Source organism: Promicromonospora sukumoe, from assembly GCF_014137995.1.
Classification (GTDB): domain Bacteria; phylum Actinomycetota; class Actinomycetes; order Actinomycetales; family Cellulomonadaceae; genus Promicromonospora; species Promicromonospora sukumoe.
On the sequence record NZ_JACGWV010000001.1, the window covers coordinates 1 to 20,939 of the forward strand.

The 20,939-nt window shown below is 72.9% G+C and carries 20 protein-coding genes; 18 read left to right on the top strand and 2 right to left on the bottom strand.

What is annotated here, in order from left to right; translation table 11 throughout:
- Positions 1-94 precede the first annotated feature (94 nt).
- The gene (locus FHX71_RS00005) at positions 95-832 is read right to left on the bottom strand and encodes a FadR/GntR family transcriptional regulator (protein ID WP_182613851.1); all 738 of its coding nucleotides are present in this window, start codon (positions 830-832) and stop codon (positions 95-97) included.
- Positions 833-943: 111 nt separating this feature from the next.
- Here FHX71_RS00005 and FHX71_RS00010 point away from each other — a divergent pair, with 111 nt between their 5' ends.
- The 16 genes from FHX71_RS00010 (at position 944) to FHX71_RS00085 (ending at position 17,794) form a co-directional block, all read left to right on the top strand.
- Complete coding sequence (locus tag FHX71_RS00010) at positions 944-2,086, top strand: mandelate racemase/muconate lactonizing enzyme family protein (protein ID WP_182613852.1); 1,143 nt, start codon at positions 944-946, stop codon at positions 2,084-2,086.
- Positions 2,087-2,116: 30 nt separating this feature from the next.
- Entirely contained in the window at positions 2,117-3,142 is a 1,026-nt protein-coding gene (locus tag FHX71_RS00015; RefSeq protein ID WP_182613853.1) for a hydroxyacid dehydrogenase, read from the top strand.
- Complete coding sequence (locus tag FHX71_RS00020; RefSeq protein WP_246402086.1) at positions 3,135-4,163, top strand: aldo/keto reductase; 1,029 nt, start codon at positions 3,135-3,137, stop codon at positions 4,161-4,163. Before FHX71_RS00015 ends, FHX71_RS00020 begins: the two co-directional genes overlap by 8 nt.
- Positions 4,160-5,629, top strand: coding sequence for a hypothetical protein (locus FHX71_RS00025; RefSeq protein ID WP_182613854.1), 1,470 nt, complete (start codon positions 4,160-4,162; stop codon positions 5,627-5,629). The genes FHX71_RS00020 and FHX71_RS00025 overlap by 4 nt, the downstream gene beginning before the upstream one ends.
- Before the next feature lie 108 nt (positions 5,630-5,737).
- Positions 5,738-7,015, top strand: a complete 1,278-nt coding sequence (locus tag FHX71_RS00030) for an ABC transporter substrate-binding protein (protein WP_182613855.1) — start codon at positions 5,738-5,740, stop codon at positions 7,013-7,015.
- 1 nt (position 7,016) lies between these two features.
- Positions 7,017-7,931 carry a carbohydrate ABC transporter permease gene (locus FHX71_RS00035; protein ID WP_182613856.1) on the top strand — a complete coding sequence of 305 codons (915 nt, stop codon included), beginning with the start codon at positions 7,017-7,019 and terminating at the stop codon, positions 7,929-7,931.
- The gene (locus FHX71_RS00040; RefSeq protein ID WP_182613857.1) at positions 7,928-8,770 is read left to right on the top strand and encodes a carbohydrate ABC transporter permease; all 843 of its coding nucleotides are present in this window, start codon (positions 7,928-7,930) and stop codon (positions 8,768-8,770) included. Before FHX71_RS00035 ends, FHX71_RS00040 begins: the two co-directional genes overlap by 4 nt.
- Before the next feature lie 99 nt (positions 8,771-8,869).
- Complete coding sequence (gene deoC, locus FHX71_RS00045; RefSeq protein WP_182613858.1) at positions 8,870-9,574, top strand: deoxyribose-phosphate aldolase; 705 nt, start codon at positions 8,870-8,872, stop codon at positions 9,572-9,574.
- Positions 9,564-10,547 carry a ribokinase gene (locus FHX71_RS00050; protein WP_182613859.1) on the top strand — a complete coding sequence of 328 codons (984 nt, stop codon included), beginning with the start codon at positions 9,564-9,566 and terminating at the stop codon, positions 10,545-10,547. Before deoC ends, FHX71_RS00050 begins: the two co-directional genes overlap by 11 nt.
- The gene (locus FHX71_RS00055) at positions 10,544-11,041 is read left to right on the top strand and encodes an RbsD/FucU domain-containing protein (protein WP_182613860.1); all 498 of its coding nucleotides are present in this window, start codon (positions 10,544-10,546) and stop codon (positions 11,039-11,041) included. Before FHX71_RS00050 ends, FHX71_RS00055 begins: the two co-directional genes overlap by 4 nt.
- 54 nt (positions 11,042-11,095) lie before the next feature.
- Entirely contained in the window at positions 11,096-12,034 is a 939-nt protein-coding gene (locus FHX71_RS00060; protein ID WP_182613861.1) for an amidohydrolase family protein, read from the top strand.
- Positions 12,031-12,966 carry a fumarylacetoacetate hydrolase family protein gene (locus FHX71_RS00065; RefSeq protein ID WP_246402088.1) on the top strand — a complete coding sequence of 312 codons (936 nt, stop codon included), beginning with the start codon at positions 12,031-12,033 and terminating at the stop codon, positions 12,964-12,966. Before FHX71_RS00060 ends, FHX71_RS00065 begins: the two co-directional genes overlap by 4 nt.
- Positions 12,963-13,709, top strand: coding sequence for an SDR family NAD(P)-dependent oxidoreductase (locus FHX71_RS00070; protein WP_182613862.1), 747 nt, complete (start codon positions 12,963-12,965; stop codon positions 13,707-13,709). Before FHX71_RS00065 ends, FHX71_RS00070 begins: the two co-directional genes overlap by 4 nt.
- Positions 13,710-13,795: 86 nt before the next feature.
- Positions 13,796-14,929, top strand: coding sequence for an N-methyl-L-tryptophan oxidase (gene solA / locus FHX71_RS00075; protein WP_220489713.1), 1,134 nt, complete (start codon positions 13,796-13,798; stop codon positions 14,927-14,929).
- Between the two features lie 69 nt (positions 14,930-14,998).
- Positions 14,999-15,520, top strand: coding sequence for a hypothetical protein (locus tag FHX71_RS00080; RefSeq protein ID WP_182613864.1), 522 nt, complete (start codon positions 14,999-15,001; stop codon positions 15,518-15,520).
- Positions 15,521-15,613: 93 nt separating this feature from the next.
- On the top strand, positions 15,614-17,794 hold the full coding sequence (locus tag FHX71_RS00085; protein WP_182613865.1) for an RICIN domain-containing protein: 2,181 nt from the start codon (positions 15,614-15,616) through the stop codon (positions 17,792-17,794).
- A 31-nt stretch (positions 17,795-17,825) separates the two neighbouring features.
- Here FHX71_RS00085 and FHX71_RS00090 read toward each other — a convergent pair whose 3' ends face one another.
- A complete protein-coding gene (locus FHX71_RS00090; RefSeq protein WP_182613866.1) occupies positions 17,826-18,563 on the bottom strand; it encodes an SDR family oxidoreductase in 738 nt (245 codons plus the stop codon).
- A gap of 100 nt (positions 18,564-18,663) precedes the next feature.
- Here FHX71_RS00090 and FHX71_RS00095 point away from each other — a divergent pair, with 100 nt between their 5' ends.
- Positions 18,664-19,491: a helix-turn-helix transcriptional regulator gene (locus FHX71_RS00095; protein WP_182613867.1), complete on the top strand. Its 828-nt coding sequence runs from the start codon at positions 18,664-18,666 to the stop codon at positions 19,489-19,491.
- 28 nt (positions 19,492-19,519) lie between these two features.
- Positions 19,520-20,920, top strand: a complete 1,401-nt coding sequence (gene nhaA, locus FHX71_RS00100; protein ID WP_312876867.1) for a Na+/H+ antiporter NhaA — start codon at positions 19,520-19,522, stop codon at positions 20,918-20,920.
- Positions 20,921-20,939: the final 19 nt, after the last annotated feature.

Consider the following 20,939-nt stretch of genomic DNA (forward strand, 5'->3'; position numbering starts at 1 on the left):
CCACTCCACCCCCTGACCCGCTTCGTTGAGTGCTGGGTATTTGTCCTCTGCAACCGGTTGCAGAGGACAAATACCCAGCACTCAACGAGAGGGTTTAGGTGGTGGGGCGGCGGCGGGCCCAGCTGCCCGTGATGTGCTCGTGCATCGCCGACGACGCCGCCTCTGCGTCGCCCTTGAGCAGCGCGTCCAGGATGTGCGTGTGCTGCTCGTGCGTCAGCTCGATGTCCTCGCGCGTCGGGTGCCCGCTGTACTGCGGCGTGTGCAGGGCCTTGCCCTGGATGTTCGACACGATCGCCCGGCCGAACGCGTCCTGCGAGGCGCGGTGGATCAGCTCGTGGAACTCGACGTCGGCCGCGGCGTAGGCGGTCGGGTCGTCCATCAGCCCGGCGAGCTCCTCGGCCTTGGCCGTCAGGGCCGCGCGCTGCGGGGCGTCGAGCCGGCCGGCGGCGCGCGCCGCCATGGCGCACTCCAGCGTGGCCCGGACCTCGACCAGGTTGTCGAGGTAGACCAGCCGGTCCTCGCGCTGGAAGAGGGCGTCGAGCACCATCGGGTCCAGCAGGCTCCACTGCTCCTGGTCGAGCACCACGGTGCCCCAGCCCTGGCGGGTCGCGACGAGGCCCTTCTCGGCCAGCGTCGTCGTCGCCTCGCGGATCACCGTGCGGCTCACCTCGTACTGCTCGCACAGCACGCCGGCCGGCGGCAGGGCGGAACCGGGCGCGTAGTCGCCGACGACGATCGCGGTGACCAGGCTCTTGACGACAGCCGCGGCGAGCGGGGGCCGGTGCCGTTGGGGGCGGGGGACGGCTGCGCCGGCCGCGGGTGTCGAGTTCATCAGACCGAGGGTAGTCGAGTGTTGTACTATCGTCACTCGTATCATAAGTTATGAATGACATGCTGGCGGAGCGTCGCCGAGCGTGCTGTCTCGACGACGATGTGGAGCACGATGCGAATCACCGGGTACCGGAGCCTGACCACGGTCCATCGCTGGGGCCGCCCCGTGGGCGACGTCAACGGCGTGGTGGAGAGCGGCGTGACCGAGGTGCCGATCGTGCTGGTCGAGACCGACGGCGGGCTGACCGGCGTCGGTCTCGGTGCCCACGCCGACATCGCCCGGGTGTTCCCCGCCCTGGACGGGCAGGACCCGCGGGCCGTCACCGCGCTGTACGACCGGATGCTCGCGTTCGTGTTCAAGTCCGGGCACAACGGCGGCACCTTCGGCACCATCGGCGCCCTCGACATGGCCCTGTGGGACCTCAAGGCGAAGATGGCGGGCGAGCCGCTGTGGCAGACCCTCGGCGCCGCCGACCGGTTCGTCCCCGGCTACGCCTCCGGCCTGGAGTACGGGCTCGACGACGACGAGCTGGTCGGCCTCTACGAGCAGTGGGCCGAGCGCGGCTACACCGGGGCCAAGGTCAAGGGCGGCCTGGACCTGAACCGCGACGTGAAGCGCCTGGCAGCCGTGCGCGAGGTGCTGCGCGTCAACAGCGACCAGCCCGCGATCATGTACGACGTGAACGAGTCCTGGGGGCGGCACCAGGCGGTCCGCCTCGCGCGCCGGGTCGAGGAGCAGGTGGACCTCACCTGGATCGAGGAGCCCGTGCGGCGCTGGGACGTCGCGGGGCACCGCGCCGTCGTCTCCGGCGTGCAGGCCGCGGTGGCGACCGGCGAGAACCTGACCGGCCTGGAGCAGTACCGCCAGCTCCTCGACTCCGACGCCGTGAGCGTGGTGCAGACCGGGAGCGTCTGGGGCATCACGCACTTCCTGCGGGTCTCCGTGCTGGCGCTCGGCCGCGACCTGCCGGTGAGCCCCGTCGCGTACGACACCAACCCCGTGGCGCACGCGGCCGCCGCCGTGCCCAACCACCTTGTCACCGAGGTACAGGACCTCCAGGCCCCGGTGGGTCTCACGGTCGACCAGGAGATCATCGACGGCGGGATACTTCTCGGCAGGTCGCCCGGTCTGGGCCTCGAGGTGGACGAGGCGCTCATCGCCGCGCAGCGCGAATCGGGGGCATGGTCGGCCCCGGCCGGGCCGCACGTCCGCCCCGCCGACGCCGGCCTGCGGCTCGCCCCGCGCCGGCCGTGACCCACCGGCCCAGCACAGAGAGATGACCCCATGACCCAGCGCCCTCGCGCGGTCCTCGCGTTCGGACCGCCGTCCCTCGTGGGCCGGATCTTCAGCCCCGAGGCCCTCGGCCGGATCACCGCGGTGCTCGACGTCGACGTCGCCCACGTGGTCACCGGCACGGATTCCGGCCTTGTTTCCAGCACGGCCAGCACAGCTCGCCGAGCCCTGGCCGACGCCGAGGTCCTCCTCGCGGGCTGGGGCGCGCCCCGGATCACGGTCGACGACGCCCCGAACCTGCGCGCCGTGCTCTACGCCGGGGGCGTGGCCGCCACGTGCCTCGACGACCCCGCGGCGCACGCCGCCCGCGGGGTGGTCGCCGCGAACGCGGGCGCCGTCAACGCCGTGCCCGTCGCCGAGTACACGCTCGCCACGATCCTGCTGGCGAACAAGCGGGCGTGGGCCGCCGAGCGGGAGTTCCGCGCGGCCCGGCGTCCGCCCGACCGGGAGCACGAGCCGGCGAACCTCGGCAACTACCGCCGCACCGTCGGCATCGTGGGCGCCTCGCAGGTGGGCCGCCGCGTCATCGAGCTGCTGCGCCCGTTCGACCTCGACGTCGTCGTCTGGAGCCCCGAGCTCGACGACGAGAGCGCGGAAGCGCTCGGCGCGAGGTACGGCACCCTGGACGAGGTCGCCGCGCAGAGCGACGTGCTCTCCCTGCACCAGCCGGCGATCCCCGAGACGGACGGCCAGATCGACGCGCGGGTCCTGGCCCTGCTGCCCGACGGCGCGACCGTGATCAACACCGCGCGCGGCTCCGTCGTCGACGAGGGGGCGCTGGTCGCGGAGCTGCGCACCGGCCGGATCGGCGCCGTGCTCGACGTGACCGAACCGGAGCCGCCGGCCCCGGACAGCGAGCTGTGGGACCTGCCGAACGTGGTGCTCACTCCGCACATCGCGGGGTCGGCGGGCGGCGAGCTGCACCGCATCGGCGACCTGGTGGCGGCGGAGGCCGAGCGGTACGCCGCCGGACTGCCCTTCGCCCACCCCGACGATCTGGGAGCACCCCATGCCTGAGCCGATCATGCGTGAGCACCCCCTGCGCACCGGCACGCGCCTGACCGAGCTCGGTCTCGGCGCCGCCCAGCTCGGCAACCTCTACCGCGAGACCACCGACCAGGAGGCGCGCGCCGCCGTCGACGCCGCCTGGGACGCCGGCGTCCGGTACTTCGACACCGCGCCGCACTACGGCCTCGGCCTGTCCGAGCGCCGCCTCGGCGCCGCGCTCGCCGGCCGCCCGCGCGACGAGTTCGTGGTCTCCACGAAGGTGGGCCGCGCGCTCGTACCGACGCCGGAGCGCGCGCACCTGCCCGACGACGACGGCTTCGCCGTGCCCGCCGCGCACCGCCGCGAGTGGGACTTCTCGCGCGACGGCGTGCTCCGGTCCCTGGAGGGCAGCCTCGACCGGCTCGGGCTGGACCGGGTCGACGTCGTCTACCTGCACGACCCCGACGCGCACTGGGAGCAGGCCTCCACGAGCGGCGTCGGCGCGCTCGTCGAGCTGCGCGACCAGGGCGTGGTCTCAGCCATCGGCGCCGGGATGAACCAGTCGGCGATGCTCGCGCGGTTCGTCCGCGAGACCGACGTCGACGTGGTGATGTGCGCCGGGCGGTTCACGCTCGTGGACGCCGCGGCCGTCGCGGACCTGCTGCCCGCCGCCGTCGAGCGCGGGGTGTCCGTGGTCGCGGCCGCCGTCTACAACTCGGGGCTGCTCGCGAACCCGCGCCCGCGGCCCGGCGCCCGGTTCGACTACGCGGAGGCGCCCGGCGACCTGGTCGCCCGGGTGCACCGCATCGCCGACGTCGCCGAGCCCTACGGGGTGACCGTCCCGGACCTCGCGGCCCGGTTCGCGCTGCGGCACCCTGCCGTCGCGTCCGTCGTCATGGGCATGCGGACGGCAGCGCACGTCACGACGTCGGCTGAGCGGATCGCGCGCGACGTGCCCGAGGAGCTCTGGGCCGAGCTGGACCGGCTCGGCCTGGTACCGGCCGAGGGCCTCGCGCCGCACGAACCACCCACAGGACGGAGCACGTCATGACCACCCACCACGCCGCAGGCCCGGCGACGTCGCCGAAGGTGACCGCGCTCGCCCGCTGGATGCGCACCTGGGTGGGTGCGGAGGGCCAGGTCCGGGGCTTCCACAACCACAGCGTGTGGGGCACCAACCCCGCCACGTTCATCGACTTCACCAGCGGGCACCAGGCGTTCTCGGCGCCCGCGACGGCCGCGTTCGCCGAGGCCCTGGCCCGGCACCCCGACGACCGCGGGCTGGACCTGTGGCGCCGGATGATGCTGTTCCAGGCACGCACGGTCCAGGACGACGGCCAGTTCCAGCACATCGGCTTCCAGGTGGGGGAGTCGGCCACGGCCGGCCTCATCCACAACATGGCCGGCTGCATCGGCCTGCTGGAGGGGCTGCGGCACGCGGGGCACCTGCTGGAGCCCGCCGAGGTGGCCGAGGTGCTCGCCGCGGTCGCGGCGAACCTGGAGGCGTGCCGCGTCTACGGCGGCGGCCGGCCCACGCCCGAGGGCACGGTCAACCAGGAGTACGCCCGGGTCTGGGCCAAGCTCCGGTACACGGAGCTGTCCGGCGACGACCGGTACGCGGACGAGCTGGAGGAGGACCTCGACACCCTCGTGCGGCTGAGCGCCGCCCCCGGCGTGCCCGACGAGGAGAGCGCCGGGGCCTACCGGCAGCCCACCGACCGGGCCGGCGGCGGCATCCTGGAGCCGGCCGAGTACTACGGGCTGATGATGGTGCCGCTCGTGCTCGGGTCCCGGCGGTTCGGCCGCCGCGACCTGCTCGACGAGGCGGTCCGCCTGGGCCTGCACGTCGCGCGCTCGGCCTGGGTGGACGAGCGGGGCTGCACCCGCTTCCACCGGTACTGGTACGTGCGCGAGGACACCGTGCTGCGCACCACCACGCCCATGCTGATCGCGGGCATGGGGCTGAGCCTCTACGGCATCGACGAGATCCTCGACGAGGTGCGCCACCCCGAGCTCGGGCGGTTCGTGGACGCCTGCCTGGCGACCTACGTGCGCTACCAGACGCCCGCGGGGTACTTCGCGTCGGCGACCGGCTGGCACAACGAGGCCGACGTCGCCCCCAGCACGGCCTGGCACGCGCACGACCTGATGTTCCTCGTGCGGCACGTGAGCACGCGGGACTCGTTCTGGGCCGAGGTGTTCGCGGACCCGGACCGGCGGTCCGTGCTGCTCTCCGACCGGGCCTACTGGGTCGAGGACGGCGTGCACTGGGCCGTCCTGAGCCCCGAGACCGCCGGCGACCTCAGCCTCCACGGCCGCAAGGACCGGGACACCTTCGGGCGCTCCTTCTTCGCCTGGACCGACAAGGAGCCGCTGCCGCAAGAGCTGGAGCTGTCCGACGCGCCGCACTTCTTCGTGGCCGACGACGGCATCTACCGGCTGGACGACTCGGACCGGGTGACCGACGTGTCGGTGCTCGGCGAGCTGCCGTACCGGGGGCACGTCCGGGACGCGTGAGCGCACCCGGCGCACCCTTGCACTCAACTTTGCACATGTAGTATGTATGACAACTAGCCGGAGCCCGAGACCGGGCCCGGCTCGGACCCCCAAGGTAGGGAGACAAAGATGTCAACTACGTTCCTGCGCCGAGCGCGCGGTGCCGTGGTGCTCGGCATGGCCCCGGTCCTCGCGCTCGCGGCCTGCGGCTCGGAGGGCGGCAGCGGCGACGCGGCCGGCGACGGCTCCGTGCGCATGCTCGTGAACATCACCGACAACCTCACCCAGGCCAAGTGGGAGGAGCTCGTCAAGCCGTTCGAGGACGAGAGCGGGATCGACGTCAAGATCGAGGGGCCCAGCGGCCAGTCGGTCGCCGAGTCCTTCCCGGCGCTCCTCGCGGCGGGCACGGCCCCCGACGTCATCGAGTCCATCGTGCCGGGGCCCGACACCGCCCCCGAGGTGCTCGACCTCACGGAGTACGAGTGGGCCTCCGGCACCCCGATGGCCGACCTGTACTCGACGGACGGCACGATCAACGTCGTCGGCGTCGGGATGCAGGCGCAGTCGCTGATGTACTACAACGCGGACCTCTTCGCGGAGGCGGGCATCACCGAGCCGCCGACCACCTGGGACGAGCTCGACGACGCGCTCGCCGCCCTCGCCGCCAACGACGTGGCGACCCCCATCGCGTTCGCCTCGGACTGGGCCACCGGCGTCCAGGTCCAGGAGATCTGGCACCCCCAGCAGAACGTCTCCACCCCGGGCTGGCAGCAGAGCGTCGCGGACGGTTCGTCGACCCTCGGCGACCAGTTCCAGCCGGTGTTCGAGCACGTCGCCGACTGGATCGAGGCCGGGTACACGACCGCCGACGACGTGGCGACCGACAGCGGCACGCAGGAGGCCAACTTCATCGCGGGCGACGTGGGCGTCTACCCCATGGGCTCGTGGTTCAGCACCACGCTCGCCGCATCCCCGCCGGACTTCGAGGTGGGCGTCTTCGCCCCGCCGGTCGACGACGCCGCCGACGTCCCCGGGCCGATGGGCGCCACCCTGGCCTTCCCGTACATGGTGTGGAAGGGCACGGCGAACCCGGACGGCGCCACCGCGCTGGTCGAGTACCTGACCACGGACGACGCCGCCATCGCCGCCCAGGCGGAGATGGACAGCTTCAGCCGCGAGGGCCTGGAGCCCAGCAGCAACGAGTACGCGGGGATGGTGCAGGAGCTGTCCGACGCCGCGCCGTCGTACGTGGTGCCCGGCAACCAGACCGTCGGCGACTACGCGCTGCCGGTGGCCGGCTTCAACCCGAAGTTCACCGAGCTCGTCCAGGGTCTGTGGCAGGGCCGCCCGCCGGCCGACGTCGCCGCCGACCTGACGGCCTGGTACGAGGCGGAGAAGCTCGGCTGACATGGCACGCACCACGACCACCCGGCGAGGGCTCGTCTCCGGTCTCGCGAACGGGCTGATGACGCTGCCGGCGGCCGCCGTCTACACCGGGCTGACGGTGGTGCCGGTGGGATACGCCGTCTACTACTCCTTCACGCAGTACAACGGCATCCCGAGCCAGGCCCCCACCTGGGTGGGCTGGGACAACTACGTGCGGATCGTCACCGACCCGATCGGCGACCTGCGGCCGGCGGCCTGGGTCACGCTCGTGATCGCCGTGGTCGGCGCCTTCCTCGTGAACGGCGCCGCCCTCGGCCTCGCGCTCCTGCTGCGCCGCACGACGCCGTTCAACACGTTCGCGCGGGCCGTCATGTTCTACCCGCACGTGCTCTCGGCCCTGATCGTGGGGTTCCTCTGGCAGGCGATCCTGGGGCCGCAGGGCGCGGTGAACAACCTGCTGGAGAACGCCGGGCGGTCCTCCTGGCCGTTCCTGTCCGACCCGGACTGGGCGCTGGTGACCCTCGTCGGGGTGATCGTCTGGGCCCAGTTCGGCGTGCAGCTCGTGCTCTACCTGGCGGGCCTGCAGGCGGTGTCCCCGGAGCTCCAGGAGGCCGCGCGGCTCGACGGCGCGAACGGCCCCCAGGTGTTCCGGCACGTGACCTGGCCGGCGCTGGCGCCGACCGTGACGGTCACGATCGTCACGTCGATCCTGTCGCTGCTCAAGGTCTACGACGTGGTGCTGGGCCTGACCAACGGCGGGCCCGGCGACGCCACGCAGACCTGGGCGTACGAGATCCTCGCGGTCTCCTTCGCCAACAACAAGGTGGGGCTCGCGTGCGCGCAGGCCGTCCTGCTGGTCGTCGTGGCCGGAATCCTGTCTTTCACGATCATCGCGCTCCGCAGGCGGGCCGAAGAAGGAGCGGAGGCCGTCGGATGACGCGCACCAGCCCGATCAGCAGGGCGGTCCGCGTGACCGTCGTGGCCGTGCTCTCGGCCGCCATGCTCGTGCCGATGTACATCATGGTGGTCAACGCCTTCAAGCCGCAGCAGGAGATCCTGCTGTCCCCGCTCGGCCTCGACCTGGCGACGGCGACCACCGACCACATCGCGGCCGCGTGGCAGAACACCAGCTTCCCGGTGGTCGAGGGCTACGCCGTCACGCTGTTCCTGGTGGTGGCGTGCAACGTGGTGGCGATCGGGGCGTCCGTACCGGCCGCGTACACGATCGCCCGCACGCCCACGCCGCTGTTCCGGTTCGTGCTGTTCTTCTTCGTCGCGGGGATGTTCGTGCCCGCCCAGATCATCCTGGTCCCGGCGATCTTCGTGCTCAAGGCGCTCGGCCTGATGGGCACCCTGCCGGGCCTGGTGCTGTTCATGTCGTCCACGATGATCCCGTTCACGCTGTTCATCTTCAGCGGGTACATCCGGATGCTGCCCCGCTCGCTCGACGAGGCCGCCTCGATCGACGGCGCGGGCCGGCAGCGCATCCTGTGGACCATCGTGTTTCCGCTCATGCGGCCGATCGTCGCCACCGCGTTCATCCTCAACGCGCTCAGCGCGTGGAACGACTTCGTGAGCCCGCAGCTCATCCTCGGCCCCGGATCGCAGTTCCGGACGATCACCACCGGCGTGTACGCCGCGGTGTCCACCTACACGACCAACTACGAGATCGTCTTTCCCACCCTGCTGCTCGCCGTCGTGCCGATCCTGCTGATCTTCGTGCTCATGCAGCGGCACATCATGGGCGGCCTCTCGGCGGGGGCCGTCAAGGGCTGAGGCCCTTCTCTTCTGCTGCCGCCGCGACCCCCCCGTCGTCGGGCCGCCTGGCTCCGCCCTGCCCGAACGCAACCCACCCCCTACCCGAGGAGACCCCCGATGACCGTCGACTTCACCGACTCCAAGCAGGTCGCCCAGGCGATCCAGTACACGAACGTCAACCCGGACCTGACGCGGGCGGGCCTCGTGAAGCACGTCGAGACCTGCGTCGAGTACGGCTTCGACGCCGCGATGATCGCGCCCTACTGGGTCTCGCTCGCCAAGGACGTGCTGGCCGGCACGGGCGTGCGCGTCGCCTCGACGCTCAACTTCCCGATGGCGAACGACACCCTGTCGATGCGGCTGGCGGCGCTGCGCGCCCTGGTGGCCGAGGGCGTGGACGAGTTCGACTTCCCGCCGCACCCCGGGCTGCTGCTCGGCGGCGACGAGGACCTGTACGCCCAGGACATCACCGAGATCGTGACCGTCGCGCACGCCGAGGGCGTCAAGGTCAAGGCGATGCTGGAGTTCGGCTTCCTGGAGACGGACGAGCTCAAGGTGAAGGCCACGCGGATCGCCTACGAGGCGGGCGTCGACTGGGTCAAGCAGTCCTCGGGCTGGGGCAAGGGCGGCCTGGCGGCCACCGAGCACGACGTGCGCCTGCTCGCCGAGAACATCGAGGCGCCGTGCCGGGTCAAGGTGTCCGGCAAGGTCAACTCCCTGGAGAAGATGCGGTCGCTGTTCGACGCCGGCGCCGAGCTGGTCGGTACGAGCTCGGGCCCGGCCATCGTCGACGGGCTCGTGGGGGACCCCGATGCCTACTGAGGACGCCGCGGGCGCGGCACGCGCCGCCGTCGCGGTGATCGGGAGCTACGCCAAGGCCCTGGTCATGACGGCGGACCGCATCCCCGCGCCCGGCGAGACGCTGATCGGCCGGGACTACCGCGGCACGTTCGGCGGCAAGGGCTCCGACATGGCCGTGCAGGCGGCGCGGCTGGGCGCCGGGGTGTCGTACCTCGGCGTCGTCGGGGACGACACCCACGGCGCGGAGTTCCGAGCCCTGCTGGCTGACGAGGGTGTGGACCCGGTCGGGCTACGGGTCGCGCCCGGCGAGTCGACCGGCGTCGGGTTCATCGTCAAGGACACCGCGGGCCGCAACGTGATCGTCGTCGACCCGGGGGCGAACGACAGCTTCTCCCCGGCCGACGTCGACGCGGCGGCCGGCGCCCTGACCGCCGCCGACGTCGCGCTCGCCCAGCTCGAGATCCCGCTGCCCACCGCCCTGCACGCGCTCACCGTGGCGCGGGCGGCGGGCGTGACCACGATCCTCAACCCCGCGCCCGCCGTCGACCTGCGCGGGACCGACCTGACCAGCGTGGACGTGCTCACGCCCAACGAGCACGAGGCCAAGGTCGCGCTCGGCCTGGGGCCCGACGACGCCAGGCCGCCCGCCGAGCTGGGCCGGCGCCTGCTGGCCCTCGGCCCGCGCGCCGTGGTGGTCACGCTCGGCGAGGCCGGCGCCCTGGTCGTCACGGCCGACGGCGACACGCGCGTGGCGCCGGTGCGCGTCGACGTCGTCGACTCGAACGGCGCCGGCGACAGCTTCAACGCGGCCCTGGCCGTGGCCCTCGGCGAGGGCCGGGACCTGGCCGACGCGGCGCGGTTCGCCGGGACGGTCGCGGCGCTGTGCTGCGAGCACTGGGAGACGGTGCCGTCCTACCAGGACCGGGCCACGGTCGAGGCGTTCCTCGCCCGTGCCGAAACGACCACCACGACGACCACGGAGGCATCACGATGAGAGCCGGACGCATCCTGCACCCCGAGCTGGCCCGGAGCCTGGCCACGCTGGGACACACCGACGTGGTGCTGGTCACCGACGCGGGCTTCCCGATCCCGGACGGCGCGCACCGGGTGGACCTCGCCCTGACGCGCGGGCAGCTCGACGTGCAGTCGGTGCTGCGCGCCCTGCTGGACTCGACGTTCTTCGAGGAGGCGCACTTCGCCACCGAGCTCAAGACCCACCACCCGCGGCTGTACGGCGAGGTGCAGGACATCTTCACCGGCACCGGGGCCACCTTCCACGGCACCACGCACGAGGCGCTCATCGCCGAGTGGGCCCCGCGCGCCAAGGTCGTGGTGCGGTCCGGCTCGTTCGAGCCGTGGGCCAACTTCGCGCTGGTCGCCTCGACGGCCCCGTTCGAGTGGTTCGACGACGACGATGTGACGATCCTGCCCGCCTACGTCGAGCGGCGCCGGCTGATCAGCGAGGACGTGCGCCCCGACCTCGCCTGAGGGCTGGGCTCCCGGAATCACGCCAGGACGGACCAGGCCAGGAAGGATGACGCCATGACGCACACCGCCGTGCCCGACAGGATCGACGCCCACCACCACCTCTGGGTCCGTGCGCGGACGCCGCAGCCCTGGATCGACCCCGGCACGATGGGCGCCATCGACGCCGACTTCACGCCGGACGACCTGGCGGAGGCGCTGGCGGGCCAGGGCGTGACGGGGACCGTCGTCGTCCAGTCGGTGCCGGAGGAGGCCGAGACCGTGGGCCTCCTGGACCTCGCGGCGCGCACGCCGGTCGTGCGGGGCGTGGTCGGCTGGGTGGACCTCGCGGACGCCGGGGTCGCTGACGCCGTCGCGCGGCTGCGGTCCGGTCCCGGCGGCGCCCACCTGGCCGGGGTGCGGTCGATGGTGCAGGCGGAGCATCACCCCGGCTACCTCGACCGCCCCGACCTGCGGCGGGGGATACGCGCCGTGGCCGGGGAGGGCCTGGTCGTCGACCTGGTGACCCGGCACGACCAGCTCCCCGCCGTCGCCCGGCTCGTGCGCGAGCTGCCCGAGGTGCCGTTCGTGCTGGACCACCTGGGCAAGCCGCCGCTCGCCGGCCCCGACCCCACCACGACGGGCGACCTCGCGGGCTGGGCGGCGGCCATCGACGAGATCGCGGCGGCGCCGAACGTGACGGCCAAGCTGTCCGGACTGGTCACCGAGGCGTCGTGGAGCGACTGGTCGGCCGAGGGGCTGCGGCCCGCCGTCGACCACGCGCTCGGGGCCTTCGGGCCGGAGCGCCTCATGTACGGCTCGGACTGGCCGGTCAGCCTCCTGGCCGCTCGGTACGACCGGTGGACCGACACGCTGACGGCCCTCCTGGCCGCGCTGTCGCCCGCCGAGCAGGACGCGGTCTGGCAGGCCACGGCGCGGCGCGTCTACGGCCTGCCCGGAACCACCCTGCCCGCACCCATGACGGAACACCCCACGGAAGAAGAGGACCCAGCATGAAGCTCGCCCGGATCGGGACCCCCGGCCAGGAGCGCCCGGTGGTGCACGACGGCGCCGCCTGGCACGACTTGAGCCCGCTCACCGCGGACATCGACGGCGCGTTCCTCGCGGCCGACGGCGTCGCCCGCACCCGCGCGGCGCTCGCGGCGGGGACGCTGCCACCGGTCGACGTGACCGGCGTGCGGTTCGGCGCCCCGGTGGCCCGGCCGTCCGCCGTCGTCTGCGTGGGCATGAACTACGCGGCGCACGCCGCGGAGTCCGGCTCCGCCCCGCCGGAGCGGCCGGTGATCTTCCTCAAGACGCCGAACACCGTGGCCGGCCCGGACGACGTCGTCACCATCCCCCGGGGCAGCCGCAAGACGGACTGGGAGGTGGAGCTCGCGGTGTTGATCGGCCGCCGCGCCAGCTACCTCGACTCGCCCGGGGAGGCCCGCGACGTGATCGCCGGGTACACCGTGGCGAACGACCTGTCCGAGCGGGCGTGGCAGATCGAGGAGTCCGGCGGCCAGTGGTCCAAGGGCAAGAACGCCCCGGGCTTCACGCCGCTGGGCCCGTGGCTGGTCACGCCCGACGAGGCCGACGCGACGCCCGGGGCGGCGGGTGCCTTCGGGGCCGGGCTGCGCCTGCGGTCCTGGGTCAACGGCGAGCCGCGCCAGGACTCCACGACGTCGGACCTGATCTTCGGCGTCGACGTGCTGGTGCACACCCTGAGCCAGTACCTGGCGCTCGAACCGGGCGACGTGCTGCTCACGGGCACGCCCGAGGGCGTGGCCCTGTCGGGGCGGTTCCCGTACCTGACGCCGGGCGACGTGGTGGAGGTCGAGATCGACGGGCTGGGCCGGCAGCGGCAGGAGTACGTGGCGTGGGCGCGTCCTGCGGGCGACGCCGGTTTCACGGGGAACGCGGCCGCGGGTACCGAGGTGCGCGCATGACCGGGTTCGAGGGGCTGGTCGCCGTCGTCACGGGCGGGTCCTCCGGGATCGGCGCCGCGATCGTGCGGCGGCTGCGCGCGGGCGGCGCCCGGGTGGCGGTCTTCGACGTCGACCCCGACGCGGCCGACGCCGACCTGGCGCTGGCCGTCGACGTGACCGACGCCGCCTCGGTGGAGGCCGCCGTCGCCGCCGTCGAGCAGGAGCTCGGGCGGCTCGACGTGCTGGTCAACAACGCGGGCATCGGCGCGCAGGGCACCGTCGCGGACAACCCCGACGAGGAGTGGCTGCGCGTGCTCGACCTGAACGTCGTCGGCATCGCGCGCACGACCCGGGCCGCGCTGCCGCTGCTGCGGCGCTCGCCCGCGGCCGCGATCGTCAACACCTGCTCGATCGCCGCGACCGCGGGTCTGCCCCAGCGCGCGCTGTACAGCGCGAGCAAGGGCGCGGTCCTGGCGCTGACCCAGGCCATGGCCGCGGACCACGTGCGCGAGGGCATCCGGGTCAACGCCGTCAACCCCGGCACGGTCGACACCCCCTGGGTGGGCCGGCTCCTGGCGCGCGCGGCCGACCCGGCCGGCGAGCGGGCGGCCCTGGAGGCGCGGCAGCCGCACGGCCGCCTGGTCTCCGCGGACGAGGTGGCCGAGGCGGTCGCGTACCTCGCGAGCCCGCTGGCGGCGTCGACCACGGGCACGACGATCGCGGTGGACGGGGGAATGCACTCGCTCCGGGTGCGCCCTGCTTGATGGGGGGCTGCCGCCGGCCGGCTGATGCCTGTGGACGGCCCGGCCGCGGTGTCGGTGGGCCGGGTTAGCGTGGGCGCGTGAACACCATGACCTCAGATGTCGTCGTCGTCGGCCTGGGCGGGTTCGGGAGCGCGGCGCTCTGGCGGCTCGCCGAGCGCGGCGTGTCCGTGGCCGGGATCGACCGGTTCGACGTCGGGCACAACCTGGGCTCCTCGCACGGCCTGACCCGGCTGTTCCGGGTCGCCTGCATGGAGCACCCCGGGCTCGCCGCGGTGGCGCGCCGGTCGCTGGACCTGTGGACGGAGCTGGGGGAGCGGTACGGCGAGTCGTACGTGGAGCAGACCGGCTGCCTGAACGTGGGCGGCCCGGGCTCACGCGTGATCGAGGGCACGACGGCGGCGGCCGCGGCGGCCGGCGTCGAGCTCGACCGCCTGTCGCACGACGAGCTGGTGCGCCGGTACCCGCAGTACGCCGCGTACGACGACGAGACCGTCGCCGTGTTCGACCCCGAGGGCGGCCTGTGCTTCCCCGAGCGCAACGTGAAGGCGCAGGTCCGGGCCGCCGTCGAGGCCGGCGCCGAGGTGTATCCCGGCACGCGCGTGACGGCGGTCGAGCTCGTGGACGGCGGGGTACGCGTGACCACGCCGACCGCCGTGTTCGAGGCCGCCCAGGCCGTGGTCGCCGCCGGCGCCTGGAACGCGAAGCTGCTGCCCGGGCTGCCGCTGCGGCCGCGCCGCACCCCGCTGTACTGGTTCGCCCCGAAGACCGACGCGGAGCAGGCATTCGACCTGTCGGCGTTCCCGTCGTTCATCTACGAGCTCGCCGACGGGCGCGGCCTGTGGGGCCACGGGAGCGGCGACGGCTTCCACATCAAGATCGGGCTGAGCGACCACGGGCACGACGACACGGACCCCGACGAGCTCGACCGGTACATCCACCCGCGCACCGACGTCGACCGCCTGGCCGAGACGGTCGCGGCCGCGTTCCCGCAGGTGGACCCGGTCCCGGTCAAGGCGATCCCGTGCATGATCACCAACTCGCCGGACGAGCAGTTCCTCGTGGGCCGTCCCGGCGGCGACCCGCGCCTGGTCATGGCGGGCGGCGACAGCGGGCACGGGTTCAAGCACGTCGCGGGCGTGGGCGAGCTGCTGGCGCAGATCGCCGTCGGCGAGCAGACCTACGGCGACGTGGGCTTCATGAACCCTGACCGGTTCGCCTGACTTGTCCCGTGACATCTCTCCCATGACAAGTGGCACCGAGCACCCCCTGGGATGCGGAAAGATGCGCCCATGAGGTTCGAGTATTTCGCAGCCCCGGACGACGAGACGGCTGCCCTGACCATCGATGGTGGCGAGATCGACGGAGCCGTGGCATCCCACGTGGTCGACCCCGCTTCCGTGCTGGGCCAGCTCGAGCGGCTGCTCGGCGGCCCCCGGGGCGACGACGGCCTGCGCAGCGCGCAGCTCGTCGCCGAGAGCCCCGACGGCGCCCGGCTGCTGATCCGGCTGTCCAACCATCTGGTGACGCTGTTCGGCATGGTGCGACCCACCACGCTGGACGACGTGGTCAAGCACTGGTCGCTCTCCCGCCGGTTCCGCCGGGCGGAGCCCGAGGACCTGCACGCGTTCGCCGCCGGCCTGCACGAGCTGTGCAAGGGCCCCGGCAAGCGGGTCTACTGCCGCGCGACGGCGGACGAGAGCGAGCTGGCCGCCGTCATGGCCCCGGCCGCGACGGTCCCGGCGAGCGCGCCCGACGCGACGGACGCGAACCCGGACCCGGTCGAGCCCAAGCCGCTGCCCCGGCGGCGCTGATACGGGGTTTTACCTACTGACAGGTTAGTAAGTGGATCGGTAGGGTGAGGGGCCGCCGCGACGACGCGGCGCCCTACCCTGCCGGAGGCTGCCATGTCACCTGTTCGGAAGGCGGTCGGCGCACTCAGCGCCGTCCTGCTCGCTGGCCTGCTGGGGGTGGTCGCGTCACCGGGCGCCGTCGCCGCCTCCACCGGCACGATCGTCGGCTCGGCCAGCGGCCGCTGCCTCGACGTCACCGAGGGGTCCACGGCCAACGGCAACCGGCCCCAGGTCTGGGACTGCACGGCGAACAACGCCAATCAGACCTGGACCTTCGCCGACGACGGCTCCGTGCGCGGGCGCGGCAAGTGCCTCGACGTCGCCGACGGTTTGACGGCGAACGGCGCCGTCGTCCACCTCTGGGACTGCTACTCCTCGCTGGCGAGCCAGCGGTGGACCCTGACCGCGGCCGGCGACCTGGTCAACCAGGCCGCGAACAAGTGCCTCGACGTCACCGGCGGCGCGACCGCCAACGGGACCAAGGTGCAGCTCTGGACCTGCACCGGCGCCGCCAACCAGAAGTGGACGCACAACGGGGGCTCCGTGCCCGGGCCCGACCCGGACGCCGTGCTCCCGGACCCGGCCAACCCGGACCTCGGCCCGAACGTGGCCGTCTTCGACACCTCGATGTCCGACTCCGCGGTCCAGGCCAAGCTGAACAGCGTCTTCGACGCGCAGGAGACCAACCAGTTCGGCCCCCAGCGCCACGCCATGCTGTTCTACCCGGGCTCCTACGACGTCGACGCCAACGTCGGCTTCTTCACGCAGGTCGCCGGCCTGGGCCTCGTGCCCGACGACGTGAACATCAACGGCCACGTGCACGTCGAGGCCGACTGGTGGCCGGACGGCTCGCAGAACGCCACGCAGAACTTCTGGCGCTCCGCCGAGGGTCTGTCCGTGACACCCTCCGACGGCAACGACCGCTGGTCCGTCTCCCAGGCCGCGCCCTACCGGCGCATGCACCTGCGCGGCAACCTCGCACTGTCGGACGGCGGCTGGTCGTCGGGCGGGTTCATCGCCGACTCGAAGGTCGACGGCCAGATCAACTCCGGCACCCAGCAGCAGTTCCTCACCCGCAACTCCGCCATGGGGAGCTGGACCGGCTCCAACTGGAACCAGGTGTTCGTGGGCAGCACGGGGGCGCCGTCGAACAGCTTCCCGAACCCGCCCTACACGACCATCGCCGCGACCCCGAAGGTCGCCGAGAAGCCGTACCTGTACGTCGACGACAACGGCTCCTACCGGGTGTTCGTCCCGGCCGTGCGGTCCGGGTCGGTCGGTACCACCTGGGGCGGTGGGAACCCCGCCGGGCGCTCCCTGCCGATCGGCGACTTCCACGTGGTGCGGCCCGGCGACTCCGCGGCCAGCATGAACACGGCGCTCGCCGCCGGCAAGCACCTGCTCGTCACGCCGGGCACCTACCAGATCAACCAGACGCTCCAGGTCAACCGCGCGGACACGGTGGTCCTCGGGCTGGGCCTCGCCACCTTCGTGCCGCAGGGCGGCATCGACGCCATGCGGGTGGCCGACGTCGACGGCGTGCGCCTCGCCGGCATCATGTTCGACGCCGGGACCGGCGGCTCGAACGTGCTGCTGCAGGTGGGCCCGGCCGGCTCGTCCGCCGACCACGCGGCCAACCCGACGGTGCTGTCCGACGTGTTCATCCGGGTCGGCGGCTCGGTCGCCGGCAAGGCCGTGGTGAGCATGGAGGTCAACAGCGACGACGTGATCGGCGACCACGCGTGGATCTGGCGCGCCGACCACGGCAACGGCGGCACGGTGGGCTGGAACATCAACACCGGCCGCAACGGACTGATCGTGAACGGCGACGACGTGTCCATGTACGGGTTGTTCGTCGAGCACTACCAGCAGTACCAGACCATCTGGAACGGCGAACGCGGGCGCACGTACTTCTACCAGAACGAGATGCCCTACGACCCGCCGAACCAGGCCGCGTACATGAACGGTTCCACCGAGGGCTGGGCGGCGTACAAGGTGGCCGACGCCGTGACCGACCACCAGGCCTGGGGGCTCGGCAGCTACGCGTTCTTCAACGTGAACCCGGCGGTCGCGAACGCGCGGGCCTTCGAGGTGCCGGTCCGGTCCGGGGTGCGGTTCCACAACATGGTCACCGTGTCGCTGGGCGGGGTGGGCACGATCCGGCGGGTCATCAACAACACGGGGGAGACGGTGAACTCGTCGCGCCAGGTCACGTACCTGACGACGGGGCCGTGACGAGGCTGTGACGGGTCGGCCCAGCGCTGGGTCAGCGCTGGGCCGACGGGCGGACCACGATCTCGTTGACGTCCACCTCCGCGGGCTGGGCCAGCGCGAACGAGATGGCGCGCGCGACGGCGTCGGCCGGGATCAGGTTGCGGCGGAACGTCGTCATGTACTCGGCCGCCCCGGCGTCGGTGATGTGGTCGGCGAGCTCGCTCTCGACGGTGCCGGGCGTGATGGTGGTGGCCCGGATGCCCGGGTCGGACTCCAGGCGCAGGCCCTCGGTGATCGCCCAGGCGGCGAACTTCGTGGCCGAGTACACGGCCGACGTCGGGTAGACCTCGTGCGCGCCGACCGAGGCGACGGTCACGACGTGCCCGCCGCCCTGCCGCCTGAAGTGCGGCAGCACCGCGGCGATGCCGTGCAGCAGGCCGCGCACGTTGACGTCGATCATGCGGTCCCACTCGTCCAGCAGCAGGGCGTCGAGCCGGGACAGCGGCATGACGCCGGCGTTGTTCACGATCACGTCGACGCGGCCGTGCTCCGCCACGACGGCGTCGACGGCTGCGCGGACGGCGTCGGCGTCGGTCACGTCGAGGCTCACGGCGCGGGCCCGGCCGCCGTCGGCCCGGATCTTCTGCACGACGGCGTCGAGGCGGTCGGTCCGGCGCGCGCCGAGGACGACGTCGTGCCCCTCCGCCGCGAGCCGGACGGCCGTGGCCTCGCCGATGCCGCTGCTCGCGCCGGTCACCAGGATCACCTTGGGTGTGTCTGTCGTTGTCATGGCTCCAGCCTCGGACGGGGCCGGGCGGCCCGGAAGGACGCCGTCCTCCTGGGTGCGACACACCCTGGTCGGGCGACGTCGGGCGCCGTACCGTCGGGGCATGACCTCCTCCCCGCTCGGCGACTACCTGCGCGGCCGGCGCGACCGGCTGTCACCGGAGGCGCTCGGGCTGCCCGTCTACGGGCGACGTCGGGTCGCCGGGCTGCGCCGCGAGGAGGTGGCGATGCTGACCGGCGTGAGCGTGGACTACTACGTGCGGCTGGAGCAGGGCCGCGAGGTGAGCCCCTCCCCGCAGGTGCTCGACTCGCTCGGGGAGGTGCTGCGCCTGGACGACGACGGCCGGCAGCACCTGTACCGCCTCGCCGGTCTGAGCCCGCGGCCCGTGCCGCCGGCCCCGGTGGAGGAGGTCGACGACTCGCTGCTGGAGCTGATGCTCTCGTGGGCCGGCAGCCCGGCGCTCGTGCTCGGGCGGGCGTACGACGTGCTGGCGAGCAACGCCCTCGGCGAGGCCCTCTTCGGCGGGTTCCCGTTCTCCCGCAACCTGACCCGTACCGTGTTCCTGGACCCGCGGTCGCGCGCCTTCTACCCCGACTGGTCCGACGTCGCCGAGAACACCGTGGCCGGGCTCCGCCTCGCGGACGGGCTGACGCCGGGCAACCCGGCGATCCGCTCCGTGGTCGACGAGCTGCGCGTGAAGAGCCCGGACTTCGCGGCGCTGTGGGACCGGAGCGACGCGCGGGGCAAGCGGCTGGCCGCCAAGCGGTTCCAGCACCCCGAGGTCGGCTACCTGGAGCTGCGCGTGCACGTCTTCGAGGTGCGCGGCGCGCCCGGGCAGGAGCTCGTGGTCTACCACGCGCCGGCCGGCTCGCCCGCGGCGGAGGCGCTGTCCCTGCTCGGAACCCTCGCCGCGACCCGGAGGATCGGCTGATGGTTGCGTCGTCTCCTATCCTTGAACCGTGACAGACCGGATCCCCACCGGAGTACCCACCCGGCCGGGTCCCCGGCCGCGAGTCGTCCTCCCGTACCCGCGGTTGTCCCCAGGGCTGCGCAGCTACTTCGCGACCGAGGGCGGGGGAGCGACGCTGCTGCTCGCGGCGTCCGCCATCGCCCTGGTCTGGGCGAACGTGTCGTTCGGCTCGTACGACGCCCTGTGGGAGACGCCGGTCAACCTCACGGTCGGCACCTGGGAGCTGCACCTCTCGCTGCACCACTGGGTCAACGACTTCCTCATGGCGGTCTTCTTCCTCGTCGTCGGCGTCGAGGTCAACCGCGAGCTGACGGTCGGTGAGCTGCGCAGCTTCCGCGCCGCGTCCGTGCCGCTGTTCGGCGCGATCGGCGGGCTCGTGGTGCCGATCGGCATCTACCTGCTGATCAACCCGTCCGGGCCCGACGCCTCTGGCTGGGGCCTGCCGATGTCCACGGACACGGCGTTCGTGATCGGCGTGCTCGCGCTGGTCGGGCCCCGGTGTCCGGACCAGCTCCGCATCTTCCTGCTGACGCTCGCGATCTTCGACGACATCGGCGCCATCGCGCTGCTCGGCATCTTCTACTCCGACGCGCTGGTGATGGGCGCGCTCGTGCTCGCGGCCGTGCTGGCCGTGGTGCTGTTCGCGATGCGCTGGATCGGCGTCTGGCAGATCGCGCCGTACCTGATCGTGGGCGCGGTCCTGTGGGTCGTGGTCCTGGAGTCCGGGCTGCACCCGACGCTCGCGGGCGTCGTCGTGGGCCTCGCGGTCCCGACGGCGCGGCACGGCAACGACGACGAGGCGCGCCTCCACTTCGGGTTCTACGGCCGCGCGCTCATGGAGGAGCTCGACCCCACCCGGTCGCGGCTCGCCGTGCGCGCGGCGCAGTCCGCCGTCCCGACGAGCGACCGGCTGCTCGACGCCCTGCACCCGCTGAGCTCCTACGTCGTCGTGCCGGTGTTCGGCCTGGCCAACGCCGGTGTGGTGCTCTCCGGCGAGTCGATCGACGCCGCCCTGTCCAGCCCCGTGACCCTCGGCGTGCTGGTCGGCCTGGTGCTGGGCAAGGGGATCGGTGTGTTCCTCGGCGCCATGGTCGCGCTGGTGACCGGGCTGGGCACGCTGCCGGGCCGGGTGCGCTACGGGCACCTCGCGGGCGGCGCGTTCCTCTGCGGCATCGGCTTCACCATCGCGCTGTTCGTCAGCGAGCTCGCCTTCGACGACGAGGCCCTGATCAACGAGGCCAAGGTCGGCATCCTGGTCGGCTCGCTGCTGTCCGGCATCATCGGCGCCCTGATCCTGCGGTACTTCGGCGACCGGCTGCCGCTGTGCTCGCCGCACGAGGCCGCGGGCCCGCCGCCGCTTCCCGAGGGGGCGTGGCGCCCGCCGGCGTGAGCCTTCTGGCGCGCACCCC

What these genes read in the sequence shown, in the direction of transcription:
- FHX71_RS00005 (WP_182613851.1), bottom strand. Translation starts at nt 832, where the DNA reads ATGAACTCGACACCCGCGGCCGGCGCAGCCGTCCCCCGCCCCCAACGG.
- FHX71_RS00010 (WP_182613852.1), top strand. Translation starts at nt 944, where the DNA reads ATGCGAATCACCGGGTACCGGAGCCTGACCACGGTCCATCGCTGGGGC.
- FHX71_RS00015 (WP_182613853.1), top strand. Translation starts at nt 2,117, where the DNA reads ATGACCCAGCGCCCTCGCGCGGTCCTCGCGTTCGGACCGCCGTCCCTC.
- FHX71_RS00020 (WP_246402086.1), top strand. Translation starts at nt 3,135, where the DNA reads ATGCCTGAGCCGATCATGCGTGAGCACCCCCTGCGCACCGGCACGCGC.
- FHX71_RS00025 (WP_182613854.1), top strand. Translation starts at nt 4,160, where the DNA reads ATGACCACCCACCACGCCGCAGGCCCGGCGACGTCGCCGAAGGTGACC.
- FHX71_RS00030 (WP_182613855.1), top strand. Translation starts at nt 5,738, where the DNA reads ATGTCAACTACGTTCCTGCGCCGAGCGCGCGGTGCCGTGGTGCTCGGC.
- FHX71_RS00035 (WP_182613856.1), top strand. Translation starts at nt 7,017, where the DNA reads ATGGCACGCACCACGACCACCCGGCGAGGGCTCGTCTCCGGTCTCGCG.
- FHX71_RS00040 (WP_182613857.1), top strand. Translation starts at nt 7,928, where the DNA reads ATGACGCGCACCAGCCCGATCAGCAGGGCGGTCCGCGTGACCGTCGTG.
- deoC (WP_182613858.1), top strand. Translation starts at nt 8,870, where the DNA reads ATGACCGTCGACTTCACCGACTCCAAGCAGGTCGCCCAGGCGATCCAG.
- FHX71_RS00050 (WP_182613859.1), top strand. Translation starts at nt 9,564, where the DNA reads ATGCCTACTGAGGACGCCGCGGGCGCGGCACGCGCCGCCGTCGCGGTG.
- FHX71_RS00055 (WP_182613860.1), top strand. Translation starts at nt 10,544, where the DNA reads ATGAGAGCCGGACGCATCCTGCACCCCGAGCTGGCCCGGAGCCTGGCC.
- FHX71_RS00060 (WP_182613861.1), top strand. Translation starts at nt 11,096, where the DNA reads ATGACGCACACCGCCGTGCCCGACAGGATCGACGCCCACCACCACCTC.
- FHX71_RS00065 (WP_246402088.1), top strand. Translation starts at nt 12,031, where the DNA reads ATGAAGCTCGCCCGGATCGGGACCCCCGGCCAGGAGCGCCCGGTGGTG.
- FHX71_RS00070 (WP_182613862.1), top strand. Translation starts at nt 12,963, where the DNA reads ATGACCGGGTTCGAGGGGCTGGTCGCCGTCGTCACGGGCGGGTCCTCC.
- solA (WP_220489713.1), top strand. Translation starts at nt 13,796, where the DNA reads ATGACCTCAGATGTCGTCGTCGTCGGCCTGGGCGGGTTCGGGAGCGCG.
- FHX71_RS00080 (WP_182613864.1), top strand. Translation starts at nt 14,999, where the DNA reads ATGAGGTTCGAGTATTTCGCAGCCCCGGACGACGAGACGGCTGCCCTG.
- FHX71_RS00085 (WP_182613865.1), top strand. Translation starts at nt 15,614, where the DNA reads ATGTCACCTGTTCGGAAGGCGGTCGGCGCACTCAGCGCCGTCCTGCTC.
- FHX71_RS00090 (WP_182613866.1), bottom strand. Translation starts at nt 18,563, where the DNA reads ATGACAACGACAGACACACCCAAGGTGATCCTGGTGACCGGCGCGAGC.
- FHX71_RS00095 (WP_182613867.1), top strand. Translation starts at nt 18,664, where the DNA reads ATGACCTCCTCCCCGCTCGGCGACTACCTGCGCGGCCGGCGCGACCGG.